This is a genomic window from Howardella ureilytica (assembly GCF_054657495.1).
In genome coordinates this window covers 67,081-80,168 of the sequence record NZ_BAAHYP010000004.1, presented here as the reverse complement: position 1 = coordinate 80,168, position 13,088 = coordinate 67,081, and the positions used below count along the sequence as shown (strand labels likewise).

The window sequence follows — 13,088 nt, the reverse complement described above, 5'->3', positions numbered from 1 at the left end:
ACATTTCACTTTGTTTATACGCGCTATTTACGCTTTCTTTTTCCTGTATTATCGGATCCGCGGATTTCTTCATGATAAAAATAATCCACGATTACCGGATGCCCCTGCGGAACCCTTCCGTAAGGCATTTCATTATCCACAAACGGGCAATCATACTTCTCGGCAAGTTTCTCGGCTTTGTTTTCCAGAGCCTCGAAATAGCTTCTGTTATGCTTGTTATAAATCTCATCATAGAGCGGCACTAAATCAGGATACTCTTCAGCGATATAGTCCATAACGGTATTCTTAAATCCGCCTCTCAGATTAAGATTCTCCAGCCAAAACAGATCACATTGGTCTTTCACACGTTCAAAGATAGCCTCAAAATCCGTAATGCCCGGAAATACCGGGGATACAAAGCATACTGTCCTGATACCGGCGTCATATATCTGCTTCATCGCAGCAATCCTTCGTTCAATGGAAACCGCTGCATCCATATCGTCCTTGAACTTCTCGTCCAGCGTATTGATCGACCACGATACTGTTACCTGTCCGATCTCTTTTAGCAGGTCAATATCTCTCACCACAAGGTCGGATTTTGTGCAGATCAGAATATCTGCTCCGCTCCCCCGCAGCTGTTCAAGCAGTTTCCTTGTGTTTCCGAACTCTTTTTCCTGCGGATTATACCCGTCTGTCACGGATCCGATCACAACGCGCTGTCCGGCATATTTCTCAGGGTGCTTGATTTCAGGCCAGTGCTTGATATCAAGAAATGTTCCCCACTCTTCCGTATGTCCTGTAAACCTTTTCATGAAAGAAGCGTAACAATACTTGCAGGCGTGCGTGCATCCGACATACGGATTCACAGAATACCCTCCCACCGGCAGGTTTGACTTTGTCATGATATTTTTGGTTTCCACATCCCTTATCAGGATATCTTCCGTTCTTACTTCTTCCATGCCCGCTGTACCTCCAATACCTTCTCAAATGCTTCAGGAAATTCCTGCACCATATTTTCATCGCCTATGATCGGTTCAAGATCTTCCTTCATAAAAACAGGTATATTCCTTTGATGCGCCTGATCCGTAAGCGACCATGCCCATTCCGGCTCAGTACGGATTTTTCTGCTCTGAGTGCCTGTCATGGTTCCTACAACAATCCAATCAATACCAGAAAAATCGACCTCTCCAGGATCATCAAAAAGCGGCTCAAAGGTCACATGATAATGCTTTGCTCTTACATGATTCCTCAATGCTTCAATGCGCCAGAGTTCTGATCTTCTGGTAACCGTCACCCCAAACCAGGCGTTTTCAAGATCCGTTTCAAAATCCAGGAGATCAGGCCTTTTCGACAGAAATAAAAACTGATGCTGCGGATTTTTCCGGGTCTTTTCAAACACCTCTTCTCGCCATTCTTCTTTCCATCCCGCAAGATCACTCATACCGGTCAGAAGGAAATTCTGCGGTCTTGCCTTGTCCATCATATTAAGCTTGCCTTCAAAAAACTCAGGCTTACTGAAATCCGGTATCGTATGCCACCGCTTCACATTATTCCGTGCATAGCAATAATCGCAGCCTACCGTGCAGCCGATAACAAGGTTCATATTCTGGATATTGTCTTTTATACAAACACTCATAGCTCTCCACATAAAAAGTTATGGACATCTGCTTGCAGAAATGCCCACAACCTTAAAACTCATACTTACTCGATTACTGCATCATCGGCGGTATACGCTTCAAGAGAACCTGCCTTCACCTGGATACAGGCATAGCTGATCTCAGAATCATCTGCCGCGAAGAACTGTCTTTTCCCATCCGGCGCAATACGCACGATATCACCGGCAGAAAGCTCTATATCCTCACCGTCAACTACCGCTTTTCCCTTGCCGGAAAGAATGATGTAAATCTCTTCATTGGTCTTATGATAATGAACAAAAGGAACACTCGCACCTGCCGGAAGATGGTTGATGCTGATCTCAGCCCCTGTAAGTCCCAGCTGATCATGAAGTTCAGTTCTCGGATCGTTTGCAACACTTACCTTACTATAGTTAGACATTTCTGACACCTCCATTTGTTGTGATATTGATTGATACAACGGAAGTGTACCACCACCATGTTGTGATGTCAAGTGTTACAACAAAACTTTTTAAGATTCTATCAGCTTGTTCGCATCCGCCATTACATCAGCTATGGTTATTCGCCGCATTTTATCTTCCATGGCATTCTGTATTTCTTCAAGCCTGTGATCCATAATCCTGTGAATGTTCCGTCCCACAGGGCATAACTCATTCGGATTCTCATGGAAATGAAACAACTGTCCATCTTCAACAGGCTCCACGGCATTGTAAACATCCAGAAGCGTTATCTCCGTCAAGGATTTCTCTATATCGGCACCGCCGCTTCCCCGCTTCACTGTTACAATCTCCGCCTTCTTCAGCTGCTGCAAGAGTCTTCTGATTACCGTCGGATTTACATTTACGCTGGACGCAAGAAATTCACTGGTGATTTTATGGTCATTCTTAAATGTTTCAATTGCTATAAGCACATGAACCGCTATTGTAAATCTGCTTGAAATCTGCATTCTGACACCTCCATCGACTCTATCTTAAATCATTTTCGTTGTAATTTCAATAGTCACAACAAGGTACGATTATCCCTTCTAGAATCGATCCATATCATCCTGAGATGCCAGAGTGCTGTATGATCCCTGGTTCTCATCATTCTGCATTTCCGTGTGCATATCGTTGATGGTTCCGATAGTCAGAAGATCCATCTCCCCGATCTGCACACCAAGCTGCACCGCCCTTAGGAGTAAGAGCGGCGTTGTCATTTCCCGGTCAGTCGCTCGAATTTTTTTTACTTTCCACCTGCGTCTGGACATTCAGACCCCAGAGCTCAATGATCTCCGAAAGCACCTGATAGATGGAAAAAGTTCCGAACTGATCCAGCCACTCATCCGGCGTATCCGAAACGCCCTGCGGATCCACATGTTTCACCATGACGTAGCTGATATCCTCGAACAGTTCCAACGAAAAGGAATCAAGCGCAGAGTTTTCAGGATCGTTTTCATCAATGCTCTTCTGCAGATCATGAAGATCCTTGTAAATATCTCTGTGGAACTTGTTCCTGTATATTCTTGGAATGGCAGCGGAAGCCCTGAAGGTTACATCCTTGCCATCAATATGCTATATCGTGCATAATAATTTTCATAAAAATCATCAAAAGATAACGAATATTTTGAATTCCACAACCGGCTAAATTCGGCTACTATTTCTTCAGCCATTTCACCATGTTCTGTTGAGATCAGTTTTGTATTCCATTCTTTATTGATTGTAAGCGCCGCACTTGTAATATTTGAACTGCCAATGATAATGCGGTATATCTCGTCCTTTTTAAAAATATATCCTTTTGTATTGAACCCCTCCTGAGCGGCTTCTACATCATACATTCTGATTGTGATATTCGATAATTCGTTAAGCTTTTTTAAAGCTTTTGGTTCACTGAAATTCAGATAATTAGTTGTCAGTATCTCGCCTCTGATATTCTTTTTTTCCAGTTCCTTCAACGTCTGAAGAAGAGGAGTAATACCACTCATAGTAATAAAAGCCACACTGATTTGAAAACCGTCACATGCCATAATCTCATCCTCTATGGATGAGAGCACTTTCTTTCCTTCTTTTCTGTTATTTGATACAAACTGCGGGCGATATATATCACTTGAAACAACAGAACCGTCTATATATGCAGTTTCCAAACCTAATCTCACTTCATCAATGTTGCTCATTTGCTTCACTCCGTTTTTATAACTTATCGAACTTACATTTTTTTCTGCAGAATGTCGTTACATAAATTCTAATTGCAAATGGAATATATTCGCTTCCGCTGTATTCTATTCATTTCTTTCAGCCGTCATTTCTCCGCGCATCTCCTCATTATCCAAGTGTTTCTGCCACGAATATGTTTCTATGTAGCTTAATAATTGTTCAAACCTGTTATTTTCAACATTTTGCTTATGGAAGCCTTCCGTAATATATCTTTCCCTAAAGCCTGTTTTTACATAATTATTATGCCACAACTCCGTTTTTCCCGTATCAAGACCTTCTATAATCCAGTTATCTTCCACACCCTCTACCTGCATCTGCGAATAATCCGTTGCATGAAATCTCATACCCACATCAATTACGTAATGATACAATTTACGATCATCTGTTTTATATTTTCTGAATATTCTGTCACATATGGGAATCTGTTTCGTATTTGGATAACAGGCAATCCGTAAAAATAAATTTCTTCTACATTTATAACACGCTTTCATACCGGTCGGTGCAATTTCCGATGCCTGAAAATTGTTCGGCAGAATGGTGTTTATGTCTTTGCATGACTTATCATGATAATATTGAGAATTATCCGAATAATAATAGAACATCTTAGCATTATCAATAAGACTTTGTTTTCTGCTTATCTTATTTTTCTCTTCCGTGGTAAGTTCACGCTTCTCATACTCCAATACACCGTTTCGAAATACCGCTGAAAGTCCCGGTCTTTGAATATAATCCAATACAACGATTTCCTCAGGTTCAGCAATTGCACACTTCCCCGTATTCTCCCAAGACATTTTTATTCCTGCATTTATACTGTTTCTTAAGTACTTCCACATAGGATTAAATCCCGATTCATGAACATATAAATCCCCCGATTCAATATCAACCGTAGCCGTAACTAAATGCACGGGATCACTGTCTTCGGGATCAATTAATACCACTCCGCATGCTTTAAGTCTGTCTTTTTTTGATATATAATCATCAATACACTTCAATTTTTGCGGATAGATGATAAGCTTCTTATCTGTTAAATCTTCTCCCCAAACGAAAATATCGGTACAAAATCGAACTGCTTTCATTTGCAGCTTATTTTCATAGATATTTTTCTCACTTTTTGTATTCATAATTTATTTCCCTATGCATTCAGTATGTTCCGTCTAAATCAAAGAACGCCTTCCGTACAACCGTAAATCATCATTATATTTATTTCCCGTAAAGTTAATTATAACATCTGCCATACACGATTTCATTTTAAAAAAACTGCAGAAGACCCGCAAGCCTCCTGCAGTATGTGCCTGTAACCTAACCTCCGCACACGGTTTCCCAAGGTTTTTTACAAGGCGGAAGTAAAATACTGTTGTGTAATTATCTTTGAACATTAACGAATAACAGATAACAAAATAACATATATACTTTAACCTTGAACATAAACATAAGAAAATTCATAAAGATCCATTGGTCTTATTTGCCTTGTAAGGAAAGTGCCTTTTAAATATCCACGTCGAACTCAACTGTCTGATTGTATTTATCAAGTGCTGTCTGCATATCCATAATAAGCTTTGAAACACGCTCATACTCGTTCCTGATTAATTCCAAATCATAGTTGATGTATCTGTATTCCGGAACCGCGTTTTTTGACATATAAGAATTTTCTTCTCTGCTTTTCGGAAGCTGCTTACGCATATGATCCAATATGCTTTTTCTTTTATTGAGCTGTGCCGTTTTTATGAGAATAGTGTCAACACTCATTTCGGAATCCCCGACTTTAACTTTTGCCGTAGCATTTGTTAAATTGAGAGCATGTTTTATTATGGCTGTTTTTTCGTCAATTTCTGCAATAATTGATGCAACGGTTGAATAGTCATATTCCGGAATAACCGGTTCTTCGTCCGTTGATGCAACATAAGTTCCGGAAACAGCTTCTTTATTAAGCCAATAAGCCTTCTCTTCTTCCAAACTTTTAAGCATTTTATTTGCATATGCCGATGTCATTTTCTGCACTTTTTCCACCCCCCGTATCAAATGTTCTCTGTCAATATGGTATAAGTTTAACAATAATATAACACTTTGTCATTGAACCTGTGGTTTAAAAATTTCCGTAAATAAACAATATCCCCGTCAATGACGAGGATATCTTCTATGCTTGTATGAAGCAATCTGCTTAAGATAACAATATTATCCAAGCTTGGTAACGATTTTCCGGAAATCCATTTATAGACAGCCTGAGGATTTTCAAATCCCATGGCATTCTGTACATCCTTTACGGTATAGCCGTTTTCGGAAAGTAATTTCCGTATATTGTTTCCGGTTTCCTTCTGTCTGATTGATAAATACATTGGTTTCATTCGGCACCTCCGTAAATATATTCGTCACGAATCACGGTAATATATGTCGGAGTTGTATTATATACTAAATATCCCATGAATGCATTAAATTTCAGAATCAGAAGCCGAAAATGTGTTTAACTTCTGTTTAAAAGATCGGCGAATGCTTTTGCTGTCCTGATGTCCGAATCCTTAAAATGATTTCCGCTGTTCCATTCAAATATAACATCCGATCCCTGATTTATTAAAATCTCATTTGCCTCATAAATACACTTTCCCACAGTAGCCATAACCGCATTCTTAGTTTTTTCTTCCCTGTCTCCCAGGCTTAAATATACCGATTTTGCGTTTGTTTTATGATTTTTCATATATTCAATAAATCCTGGAAACCACACTGACGGCGATGCGGCCGCAACCCCAGTAAATACATCTGTTTGAAACGACGCCCAAAGAGCAAACAGTCCCGCCAGAGAATATCCGCCTAAAAAGTACGTTTTATTCATATCAACGCATAATTTAAGAATATCATTCAGAGTATTGTTTGCCCCTTCGCCGAAGTCTTCATTGCCGAATACGGCAGGCGCGGACCATGGAGATAAATCTTTGTTCCAATTTTCTAGTTTAAAAGCCGTAAAATAAAAGTCTTTTCCCGTCAGCTTCTTTATTTCATTTATCTCATTTTCCAAAAGGGAAATGTCGTGATCGTCTACAGGCTGTATTAAAACAAAAGATGCATCTGGATTTCCGTAATTATATATTTTCATTTTCGTCTCCGATTTTCGTATGTCATTCTATCATAACATTAATCTTTCGAAATCAACATTTTCTGATTACACTTTTATAAAATGACTCCGGTATTTCGTTTTTTATCTCTTCACGCTCAAAGATTTTGCACACCTTTACTTTGGTTTCTCCGTCAATGCCTTCTACGATTACCGTATCACCTTCTCTTATTGATTTGTCATCACATAAGTAGTCGTATTCTTTACCGTTTTTTGTAAACTGCACTCCTGCAAATCTTAGTTTTACGATCTTTTTCGTATCTTCTTTCGGAGCCTTCCATATCAGGTCATCAGCTGTAATGCGGGCAACCTCCTCTCCGTTGCATTTAAATACATGCTGTCCTTTTTTGTAATCCCAATCAACGTTATCATATATAAACGAAGTTTTGCCGTTTAATATTTCACACTTTTTAACATTTACTATTTTAAATGTTATTTTTTTCAGCAAATTGCAATAATCTGCCTCGGGAACGGTAAAGAGAATCATATTTTTCCTTGCATCAAATTCGTAATCGCTTTTAGTTGCGGAAATCGTAATCTGCACATTTCCGTTCGTAAGTTTTTTTATAACGGCCTTGGCGCTTCTTCCGTAAGTACTCACCGGTGCGCGCAAAACCTTCCAATCTGTGTATCGAACCGCCTTTTGAGGCTTTGAGAATTTGTGAAAATTCTCTTTTGATTCATTTAACGCCTTTTGAATACCGTCATATACCGCCCCGTCTCCGAAACAATCAAAATTCAATCTCTTTCTGATTGCATAATCAGCCTGAAGACAGTAAAAGTAATCACTTTCCATATAGTACGGAGTAATACCCGACTCACATCCCTTTCCGAGGCGAAGTGCGGCATCCGCAAATTTACACAGAAAGTCCCCTTGAGAGAAATATTTTAAATTGTCGATATACACTTCATAATAAAGCCTGAATGCCGCTTCAGGCATCTTCGGAACGCCGTATCCTTTGGCAAACATATCTCCGATTTTGTACTTGGATTCATATATACCGTTAAACGCCCCGTAGGAAAAGTACTTATACGCTTCTTCATATTGAGGCTTCCCGCCGTTGCATCTTCCGTAATAATAAATATACCCCAGGCTGTTGGCCGCAAATTCGTCTCCTGTTTTATTGAACAGCTTAACAAGACAATCCTTTGAAATATTCCAATTGCACGGATAAATATCATTTCCGCCGTAACAAGAGTATGCCTTTATTCTTAAAGCCGTTTCATCATTCTTCAAACATAATTCATCAACTGTTTTTCTGTAAAACGCCTTATGTTCATCATCAAGATTTTTAAATTCATTTTCTTTATAAAATGAAATAAATTTACGCATATCGCCTTCCGTGAAACGTTTTTCGTTTAACGGCTTATCCTTATCCTCCGTAAAATATGTTATTTTTCTTAATATCTCATCAAACGGAAACTTCTTTTGAAAATTATCATCACAGAGCATCTCATAATCTTCCGTGAATTCTCCGATCATTTCAAATACATCACGTTTAACAATATCTTCTCTTACGGGAAGTATTTCTTTCCTGTACTTTCCGAAGCCGTCGTCATTGTATTCATAAGGAGGAATATGAAGCGCATCGGTTAACGACTTGTCATAATAAATATTTTCAAACCAATCATGGCTGTAATCCTCAAAGTTTGCATTTTTCTCTCTGAGATTGATAACGGCGGTCTTTAAATCTTCTAAGGTTGTATTGTAATCTCCGTCCAATACATAATTCGAAAACGGCGTCTCACTCTTTATAAGGTCGCTGAAGCTTACTTCGTATCTGATTAAATGTTTTAAATCTTCGCCTGACAAATGTACCGGCGGAATTAATGTCAATTCATCGCGCTTACACTTAATTTTTGTTTTTATGCCTGTGCCATAATCGCTGAACGCTTCAACCGTAATAAAACCTTTATCGGGATTTTTTAAAATATGACCGTATTTTAATTCATTATGCCCTGAAATAGAAACCGCATCACCTATTGTAAATTTATTATCCATAAATGCTCCTTTCTTAAAAATATTTAATAATCTTAAGCTCTCTCGTTATAATAGCACTGTGATTATTGTAATTATATCACTTTAGTATCGGATATACGGTAATTATATTTTTTCGTTAAAAGCTGATATACAGGTACAACGCCGGACAGCACAAATAAACCGATATATTTACATCCTTTTTATCATTTCATCCATGGGTCTGAATTCCGTATGTCTTTCCGAAGGTTTTGAGTCATCCGAAGGGTAACCCATAGGCATTATACAAACAAGTCTTACGGTTTTCGGAAGCCCAAACACTTCCGCCGTCTTTGTATTAGGAAATACATCTACCCATACGGAACCTAATCCCAGAGATGCGGCTTCAAGCATCATATGAGTTGCTATAATACTTGCATCCTGTTCTCCTGATGATATTGTTTCTTCCATTTCGTTAAAATATTGCTCAGACTCGTCATATCCTATAAGCATTACCGTCGGAGCATTATATGCACATCTGCTTAATTCTCTGATTTTTTTAAGACCTGCTTCACTTTGAATAACATATATTCTCGGCGACTGCTGATTTTTTGCCGTAGGTGCAATATATGCCGCTTCAAGTATTTTCTCAAGTTTTTCCTCCTCAATCTGCCTGTCCTTAAAATCACGAACCGAATATCTGGCTTTTGCCAATTCCAAAAAATCCATTTTTATACCTCTGATTATCAAATAATTAATTTTACTTTATTATGATATACATTTTTTATTTAAAATCAAAGAATTAAACTGCTTGTGCATATTAGTACTGTGAAAAATTTTTATTCGATTTAACTTGAAGTATTTTAATAATAAGACTATTCTTATTTCATTATTTTTAAGGAGGTTCCGAACATGGAATTCAATGAAGTATTAAAAAAGAGAAGATGTATCCGTTCATATACGGGAGAATTGGTTTCCGAAGAGGAAGAAAAAAAGATTTTGGCAGCGGCAGAATCTTCTCCCGCTTCAATGGGGGAATATGATGCCGTTCACATCACAGTAATAAAGAATAAAGATATGCTCGAAAAAATAGAAAAGTTTTCGCAGGAACTTTTCCATACCGACAAAAGCCTGCTTTATAACGCTCCGGAACTTATTATCGTTTCCGTAAAGGCCGACGACAATCCTAATCACTCAAATGCCGCAATTGTTGCCCATAATATGCTTTTGGAAGCCGTTAACATGGGCGTCGGCGCATGTTATATCTGGGGTTGCACCATTGCCGTATCTCATAATCCGGAACTTATAAAGGCTCTCAATATACCGGACGGTTTTATTCCCGCTGCGGGAATTTCTCTCGGTATCTCAAACGAAATATATGAAGACAGAGAAATTCCTGAAGGCAGAATTGCCGTAAATTATATTTAATATGCCGTATACAAAGCAAATATTAATCTGTTACATATAATTCTCATTTATTAAAAACTCGCAAAGTCCGCATCCATGTCAAAAATTGAATGGAATGCAAGACTTTGCGAGTTTTGTATTTTATTCTATTTATTTTTTACTTTGCATATTAATTGTGTCATAGTCCCCATCGGACAGTATACACACCAGCTTCTCGGCTTAAACAGCAGCATGGTTACAAGCCCCAATACGGTCGATGTAAGCATTATGCTGTAGAATCCGAATGAAAATTGCGCTACTCCGTCGTGAATGATCGTTCCGTGATAAGCCCAATTCCACGGTAATTTAAACGTCCAAAGTAATTGAACAGCCTGTTTTAATTCATTTGCGCCGGAGAATACAAGCCAGGTGTTCCAAATCATAAGAAAAAACATTGCAAAGAAAAACGCGAGAAATCCGTATCTGAACCACTTGCTTCTCATCCACTTAAATATGTTTCTATTGCCGGATAATCCCAGTTTTCCGCCTAAAATACCGAATAGCTGTCCTCTTCCGCAATACTTGTTACAATATGTTTTTGATCCTTTGAACATGGACATCAGCATGGGAATAAAGAAGCACAGCAAACCAGCCCATGCAAATAAAATATTGAAAAATCCAAGCACCAGGTATGCCAAAGACATTATCCACAAATAATCATACCAATGTTTTTTCTTTTTCACCGTTAACCTCCCTGATTTCAATAACACATGCCGGACATTCTTTTGAACACTTACCGCATCCGACACATGTTTCAAAATTTACTGTTGCCGCAATTCCCTTATGGATATTAATTGCGCCTACCGGACATTCCTTTTCACAACAACCGCATGCCACACAGTAACAACTGTCTACAAAAGCTTTATTTCTCTTCTTCATTATTACTCTCCGTTTTTTTTACTGGTACACATGTACTTTTCCAGTATACATAATCCGAATTTATTAATTTGTGATAATGTCACAAAGAATAAAAAATAACTTGACATTTTATATTTTGCACAATATAATTTGATTAAATTAAATAGCAATGTTAAATATTACGGGGAGAAAAAATGAGCATTTTTACACAGGTTGTTGCCGTTCTTGTGGCAATAGAATTTATTTATATTTTCTTTTTGGAAACAATTGCCACAAAATCGGCAAAAACATCAAAGGTTTTCGGAATGGATAAAGATGAGTTAAGCAGAAAGTCCGTTAACACTCTCTTCAAAAATCAGGGCGTATACAACGGATTGCTTTCCGTCTTAATTTTCGTTGCGGTATTCGCATTTGCAAGCAAAGCTGCCGTTATTGCTTTAATGCTTTATATTATAGGCGTTGCAATTTACGGAAGCTTTACAAGCAATCCTAAAATTATTTTACTTCAGGGCGGATTAGCCATTGTTACGCTTATCTCATGTTTCTTTTAAAGGGAACATTTAAAACAAATAATTACAAACGCAAAATCATAACTTTATATCCTTTTAACGTATCAAATTACTCGATAAAAAAGCCGGGGAGATGTAATTTACATCTCCCCGGCCTTTTTACTGACAAACAATTTGAATTTGTTATGACATCTAACAACGGAAAAGGTAAGCCGTAATTACTCACCGCATACCACAACTTCCGTTGTATCAATAGCCTGCTTAATAAGTTCATCTATTGTGTCTTCAAGCTTCTTTTCATCATTTTCGATTACATTGAGTTTAGGCTTTGTAACAGGATGCTTTGCCACAAATATGGTACAACAATCCTCAAACGGCTCTATTGATGTTTCATATGTTCCGATTTGTTGTGCTATATCTATTATTCCCTGCTTATCAAATGCAATAAGAGGCCTGTATACGGGAAGTGTACAGACGGCATTTGTACAATTTAATCCATACATTGTCTGACTTGCAACCTGACCTATGCTCTCTCCTGTCACAAGCCCGAGGCATCCCTCTCTCTTGGCTAATTCCTCGGCAATTCTGTACATATATCTTCTCATGATGATAGTCATTTCATCACCCGGACATTTCTTATATATCTCAAGCTGAATATCCGTAAAATTAACTATGTTTAGGGTAACGGGACCTGTATATTCCGATATTTCTTCCGCAAGGTCTATTACCTTCTGTTTTGCTCTCTCACTTGTATACGGCGGAGCATGGAAATATGTTGCAGAGATGTTTACGCCTCTCTTTGAAATCATATATCCCGCTACAGGTGAATCTATTCCACCGGATAAAAGAAGCATCGCGCGTCCTGCCGTTCCGAGAGGAAGCCCACCCTGTCCCGGAATGCTCTCCGAATATATATTTACCTGATTTCTTATTTCAACCTGAATTAAAACGTCCGGATTGTGTACATCGACCTTCAATTCGGGAAATGCATCAAGAATTCTTGCTCCGAGTTCAATATTTATTTCCATTGAATTAAGAGGGAAGCTTTTTCTTGCTCTTCTTGATTCTACTTTAAATGTAAAGTCTTTATGTTTATATGCCGTATTTATATGTTCCGTTACTGCGTCCGCGATTGCGTCAAAGTCGGTGACAGGAATCTGAACAACCGGACATATCCAGGCAATACCGAAAACTTTTTTCAAAGCCGATATTACTTCGTCATAATCATAATCGGACAGGCATTGAGCGTATATTCTGCCTTCATGCCTTATAACTTTGAATTCTCCCGTAACTTTTTTCAATGCTCGTTTTACTTCGTTTACAAGAGCGTCTTCAAATACTCTTTTGTTATTGCCCTTTACCCCGATTTCTGCATATTTAATTAAAAACGCTTTATACATATCTACCTCGTAT

At 38.3% G+C, this 13,088-nt stretch carries 17 protein-coding genes; 2 read left to right on the top strand and 15 right to left on the bottom strand.

Going from position 1 to position 13,088, the window contains the following annotated elements; genetic code table 11:
- Window positions 1–23: 23 nt before the first annotated feature.
- From ACYQ1N_RS03035 to ACYQ1N_RS02980, 12 genes are all read right to left on the bottom strand, one after another.
- A complete protein-coding gene (locus tag ACYQ1N_RS03035; protein ID WP_035646603.1) occupies window positions 24–938 on the bottom strand; it encodes a radical SAM mobile pair protein B in 915 nt (304 codons plus the stop codon).
- Complete coding sequence (locus tag ACYQ1N_RS03030; protein ID WP_459832592.1) at window positions 926–1,615, bottom strand: radical SAM mobile pair protein A; 690 nt, start codon at window positions 1,613–1,615, stop codon at window positions 926–928. The genes ACYQ1N_RS03035 and ACYQ1N_RS03030 overlap by 13 nt, the downstream gene beginning before the upstream one ends.
- 65 nt (window positions 1,616–1,680) lie before the next feature.
- The gene (locus ACYQ1N_RS03025; RefSeq protein WP_027424698.1) at window positions 1,681–2,034 is read right to left on the bottom strand and encodes a cupin domain-containing protein; all 354 of its coding nucleotides are present in this window, start codon (window positions 2,032–2,034) and stop codon (window positions 1,681–1,683) included.
- A 90-nt stretch (window positions 2,035–2,124) separates the two neighbouring features.
- Entirely contained in the window at window positions 2,125–2,559 is a 435-nt protein-coding gene (locus ACYQ1N_RS03020; protein WP_459832588.1) for an Rrf2 family transcriptional regulator, read from the bottom strand.
- A 78-nt stretch (window positions 2,560–2,637) separates the two neighbouring features.
- On the bottom strand, window positions 2,638–2,766 hold the full coding sequence (locus tag ACYQ1N_RS03015) for a hypothetical protein (RefSeq protein WP_459832586.1): 129 nt from the start codon (window positions 2,764–2,766) through the stop codon (window positions 2,638–2,640).
- A gap of 375 nt (window positions 2,767–3,141) precedes the next feature.
- Complete coding sequence (locus tag ACYQ1N_RS03010) at window positions 3,142–3,762, bottom strand: phospholipase D-like domain-containing protein (protein WP_459832583.1); 621 nt, start codon at window positions 3,760–3,762, stop codon at window positions 3,142–3,144.
- Window positions 3,763–3,867: 105 nt separating this feature from the next.
- A complete protein-coding gene (locus tag ACYQ1N_RS03005; RefSeq protein ID WP_459832580.1) occupies window positions 3,868–4,923 on the bottom strand; it encodes a hypothetical protein in 1,056 nt (351 codons plus the stop codon).
- A gap of 364 nt (window positions 4,924–5,287) precedes the next feature.
- Window positions 5,288–5,791 carry a hypothetical protein gene (locus ACYQ1N_RS03000; RefSeq protein ID WP_459832742.1) on the bottom strand — a complete coding sequence of 168 codons (504 nt, stop codon included), beginning with the start codon at window positions 5,789–5,791 and terminating at the stop codon, window positions 5,288–5,290.
- A 56-nt stretch (window positions 5,792–5,847) separates the two neighbouring features.
- Window positions 5,848–6,144, bottom strand: a complete 297-nt coding sequence (locus ACYQ1N_RS02995) for a helix-turn-helix domain-containing protein (RefSeq protein WP_459832577.1) — start codon at window positions 6,142–6,144, stop codon at window positions 5,848–5,850.
- Between the two features lie 116 nt (window positions 6,145–6,260).
- Entirely contained in the window at window positions 6,261–6,887 is a 627-nt protein-coding gene (locus ACYQ1N_RS02990) for an alpha/beta hydrolase (protein WP_459832575.1), read from the bottom strand.
- 52 nt (window positions 6,888–6,939) lie between these two features.
- Window positions 6,940–8,907, bottom strand: coding sequence for a tetratricopeptide repeat protein (locus tag ACYQ1N_RS02985; protein WP_459832572.1), 1,968 nt, complete (start codon window positions 8,905–8,907; stop codon window positions 6,940–6,942).
- Between the two features lie 168 nt (window positions 8,908–9,075).
- Window positions 9,076–9,591 (bottom strand): nitroreductase family protein, encoded by a 516-nt coding sequence (locus ACYQ1N_RS02980; protein ID WP_459832569.1) that lies wholly within the window; start codon window positions 9,589–9,591, stop codon window positions 9,076–9,078.
- 183 nt (window positions 9,592–9,774) lie between these two features.
- Between ACYQ1N_RS02980 and ACYQ1N_RS02975 the strand changes: the two genes are divergently transcribed.
- The gene (locus tag ACYQ1N_RS02975) at window positions 9,775–10,290 is read left to right on the top strand and encodes a nitroreductase family protein (RefSeq protein ID WP_459832566.1); all 516 of its coding nucleotides are present in this window, start codon (window positions 9,775–9,777) and stop codon (window positions 10,288–10,290) included.
- Window positions 10,291–10,415: 125 nt separating this feature from the next.
- On the opposite strand, the gene ACYQ1N_RS02970 is transcribed toward ACYQ1N_RS02975, so the two are convergent.
- On the bottom strand, window positions 10,416–10,952 hold the full coding sequence (locus tag ACYQ1N_RS02970; RefSeq protein ID WP_459832740.1) for a 4Fe-4S binding protein: 537 nt from the start codon (window positions 10,950–10,952) through the stop codon (window positions 10,416–10,418).
- Window positions 10,953–10,965: 13 nt separating this feature from the next.
- Window positions 10,966–11,187, bottom strand: coding sequence for a 4Fe-4S binding protein (locus tag ACYQ1N_RS02965; protein ID WP_459832563.1), 222 nt, complete (start codon window positions 11,185–11,187; stop codon window positions 10,966–10,968).
- Between the two features lie 173 nt (window positions 11,188–11,360).
- On the opposite strand from ACYQ1N_RS02965, the gene ACYQ1N_RS02960 reads away from it, so the two are divergent.
- Window positions 11,361–11,717 carry a DUF1304 domain-containing protein gene (locus ACYQ1N_RS02960; protein WP_459832561.1) on the top strand — a complete coding sequence of 119 codons (357 nt, stop codon included), beginning with the start codon at window positions 11,361–11,363 and terminating at the stop codon, window positions 11,715–11,717.
- A gap of 176 nt (window positions 11,718–11,893) precedes the next feature.
- Here ACYQ1N_RS02960 and thiI read toward each other — a convergent pair whose 3' ends face one another.
- The gene (gene thiI, locus ACYQ1N_RS02955; RefSeq protein ID WP_459832559.1) at window positions 11,894–13,075 is read right to left on the bottom strand and encodes a tRNA uracil 4-sulfurtransferase ThiI; all 1,182 of its coding nucleotides are present in this window, start codon (window positions 13,073–13,075) and stop codon (window positions 11,894–11,896) included.
- Between the last annotated feature and the right edge of the window lie 13 nt (window positions 13,076–13,088).

Coding starts and splice junctions, on each gene's coding strand:
- ACYQ1N_RS03035 (WP_035646603.1), bottom strand. CDS start 938: ATGGAAGAAGTAAGAACGGAAGATATCCTGATAAGGGATGTGGAAACC.
- ACYQ1N_RS03030 (WP_459832592.1), bottom strand. CDS start 1,615: ATGAGTGTTTGTATAAAAGACAATATCCAGAATATGAACCTTGTTATC.
- ACYQ1N_RS03025 (WP_027424698.1), bottom strand. CDS start 2,034: ATGTCTAACTATAGTAAGGTAAGTGTTGCAAACGATCCGAGAACTGAA.
- ACYQ1N_RS03020 (WP_459832588.1), bottom strand. CDS start 2,559: ATGCAGATTTCAAGCAGATTTACAATAGCGGTTCATGTGCTTATAGCA.
- ACYQ1N_RS03010 (WP_459832583.1), bottom strand. CDS start 3,762: ATGAGCAACATTGATGAAGTGAGATTAGGTTTGGAAACTGCATATATA.
- ACYQ1N_RS03005 (WP_459832580.1), bottom strand. CDS start 4,923: ATGAATACAAAAAGTGAGAAAAATATCTATGAAAATAAGCTGCAAATG.
- ACYQ1N_RS03000 (WP_459832742.1), bottom strand. CDS start 5,791: ATGACATCGGCATATGCAAATAAAATGCTTAAAAGTTTGGAAGAAGAG.
- ACYQ1N_RS02995 (WP_459832577.1), bottom strand. CDS start 6,144: ATGAAACCAATGTATTTATCAATCAGACAGAAGGAAACCGGAAACAAT.
- ACYQ1N_RS02990 (WP_459832575.1), bottom strand. CDS start 6,887: ATGAAAATATATAATTACGGAAATCCAGATGCATCTTTTGTTTTAATA.
- ACYQ1N_RS02985 (WP_459832572.1), bottom strand. CDS start 8,907: ATGGATAATAAATTTACAATAGGTGATGCGGTTTCTATTTCAGGGCAT.
- ACYQ1N_RS02980 (WP_459832569.1), bottom strand. CDS start 9,591: ATGGATTTTTTGGAATTGGCAAAAGCCAGATATTCGGTTCGTGATTTT.
- ACYQ1N_RS02975 (WP_459832566.1), top strand. CDS start 9,775: ATGGAATTCAATGAAGTATTAAAAAAGAGAAGATGTATCCGTTCATAT.
- ACYQ1N_RS02970 (WP_459832740.1), bottom strand. CDS start 10,952: ATGTCTTTGGCATACCTGGTGCTTGGATTTTTCAATATTTTATTTGCA.
- ACYQ1N_RS02965 (WP_459832563.1), bottom strand. CDS start 11,187: ATGAAGAAGAGAAATAAAGCTTTTGTAGACAGTTGTTACTGTGTGGCA.
- ACYQ1N_RS02960 (WP_459832561.1), top strand. CDS start 11,361: ATGAGCATTTTTACACAGGTTGTTGCCGTTCTTGTGGCAATAGAATTT.
- thiI (WP_459832559.1), bottom strand. CDS start 13,075: ATGTATAAAGCGTTTTTAATTAAATATGCAGAAATCGGGGTAAAGGGC.